Raw genomic sequence first — 2251 nt, 5'->3', positions numbered from 1 at the left:
CGTCCAGGTATTCCCCCTCCATGGCGCGGGGCGGGCGGCTGGGGGCGGCCATGCAGACGCGCGCGTAGCTGTGCTCCCGGTCCACGTACATGCCCATGGAGCGGTCCCGGAAGTCGCGCGAGAGCGCCTGCGTCATGGCGTCCACGTGCTCTTCGGGAGAGGACACCTTGCCGGACGTCTTGCCGGAGACGAGCGGAATCTCCGCGACGTGCCACCCGCTGTCGGCCAGCGCTTCCGGACGGGACTCCACCCACTTCACTTCGGGGCAGGGCAGGTCCAGGCCCTCACACACGCCCTTGAGCGTCTGACGCAGGGCGGTGAGGTTTCCTTCGACGTCGGAGAGGAAGAGAACGAGTCGGCGCTGCTGGGACACGGGGGTGGCTCCTTGAGTGGCCCCGTGAAAGCCCCGGCGTTACCTCAGAATTTCCGGAAGTCTCCACGCCCGCCTGCCCCCCAGGCGACGGGAGCGTGCGGGCGTGTTCCGGGATGACTTCTACAGCGGGATGTTGCCGTGCTTGCGCGGCGGGTTCTCCTGCCGCTTGTCCTTGAGCATCTCCAGCGCGCGGATGACCTTGGCGCGGGTCTCCTCCGGACGGATGACCTCGTCGATGTAGCCCAGCTCCGCCGCCTTGAACGGGTTGGCGAACTTGTCGCGGTAGTCGTCCGTGAGCTTCTTGCGCTCGGCGTTGGCGTCCTGGGCCTTGAGCAGCTCGTTGCGGAAGATGATGTTCACCGCGCCTTCCGGACCCATCACGGCGATTTCGGCGGTGGGGTAGGCGTAGTTGATGTCCGCGCGGATGTGCTTGGACGCCATGACGTCGTACGCGCCGCCGTAGGCCTTGCGGGTGATGAGCGTGATCTTCGGGACGGTGGCTTCCGCGTACGCGTAGAGCAGCTTGGCGCCGTGGGTGATGATGCCGCCCCACTCCTGGTCCGTGCCGGGGAGGAAGCCGGGCACGTCCACCAGGGTGAGCAGGGGGATGTTGAAGCAGTCGCAGAAGCGCACGAAGCGCGCGGCCTTCACGCTGGCGTCGATGTCCAGGCAGCCGGCGAGCACCGCGGGCTGGTTGGCGACGATGCCCACGCTCTTGCCGTTCATGCGCGCGAAGCCGACGACGATGTTCTTCGCGAAGTGCTCCTGCACCTCGAAGAAGTGCTTGGAGTCCACGATGGCGCGGATGATCTCCTTGATGTCGTAGGGCTTGTTCGGGTTCGCCGGGACAATGGTCTTCAGCGACTCCTCGGCGCGGAACGGGTCGTCGTCACACGGCTGCGCGGGCGGGTCCTCCTGGTTGTTGGAGGGCAGGTACGAGAGCAGCTCGCGCGTCATGGCGATGGCGGCCTGCTCGTTCTCCGCGGCGAAGTGGGCCACGCCGGACTTCTGGTTGTGCGTGAGCGCGCCGCCCAGGGACTCCTTGGAGACCTCTTCGTGCGTCACCGTCTTGATGACGTCCGGGCCGGTGATGAACATGTACGACGTGTCCTTCACCATCATGATGAAGTCCGTGATGGCGGGCGAGTACACCGCGCCGCCCGCGCACGGCCCCAGGATGAGCGAAATCTGGGGGACGACGCCGGACGCCAGCGTGTTGCGCAGGAAGATGTCCGCGTAGCCGGCCAGGCTCTCCACGCCTTCCTGGATGCGCGCGCCGCCGGAGTCGTTGAGCCCGATGACGGGCGCGCCCACGCGGGTGGCCAGGTCCATGATCTTGCAGATCTTCTGGGCGTAGGCGCCGGACAGCGAGCCGCCGAAGACGGTGAAGTCCTGGGCGAAGACGAAGACCTGGCGGCCCTCCACCGTGCCGTAGCCGGTGACGACGCCGTCGCCCAAAATCTTCTTGTCGCCCATGCCGAAGTCGTGGCTGCGGTGGGTGACGAACTTGTCCAGCTCGCTGAAGGAGCCGGGGTCGAGGAGCAGGTCGATGCGCTCGCGGGCCGTGAGCTTGCCGGCCTCGTGCTGCTTGGCGATGCGGTCGGCGCCGCCGCCCTGCTCGGCCTGCTGCTCCATCTGCTGGAGCCGTGCGCGCAAGGGATCGTTCTCGGGGGTCGTGGCCATGGGGGGCCGCTCTAACACGATTGAAGGGCGGTGGCAGCGCTTCCCTTGCCTCCGGAGGGGTGGGCGGACGGCCGGGCCCTGTGTGCACGGGGCGCGGACGGGACGGAAGTTCAGGATTTCCGACACCGTGTCCCTTGGCGGGCAGGGAGGTGGGCGATGCGTGAGAGGCCGGGGGCATTTCGGGTGGGGTCGTTC

At 67.6% G+C, this 2251-nt stretch carries 1 protein-coding gene and 1 pseudogene; both read right to left on the bottom strand.

The window, feature by feature from the left end; translation table 11 throughout:
* Nucleotides 1–373: pseudogene (locus D7X55_RS38670) on the bottom strand (hypothetical protein); the annotation flags it as partial.
* Nucleotides 374–493: 120 nt separating this feature from the next.
* Nucleotides 494–2056 (bottom strand): acyl-CoA carboxylase subunit beta, encoded by a 1563-nt coding sequence (locus D7X55_RS38665; protein WP_120553204.1) that lies wholly within the window; start codon nucleotides 2054–2056, stop codon nucleotides 494–496.
* Nucleotides 2057–2251: the final 195 nt, after the last annotated feature.

Origin of the sequence: Corallococcus sp. AB049A, assembly GCF_003668885.1 — a bacterium.
Lineage (GTDB): Bacteria > Myxococcota > Myxococcia > Myxococcales > Myxococcaceae > Corallococcus > Corallococcus interemptor.
Note: the sequence above shows the minus strand (reverse complement) of the source record. Positions and strands in the feature narration are given on the sequence as shown.

Excerpts from the sequence above, each read along its gene's own strand:
- D7X55_RS38665 (WP_120553204.1), bottom strand. The coding sequence starts at position 2,056 with ATGGCCACGACCCCCGAGAACGATCCCTTGCGCGCACGGCTCCAGCAG.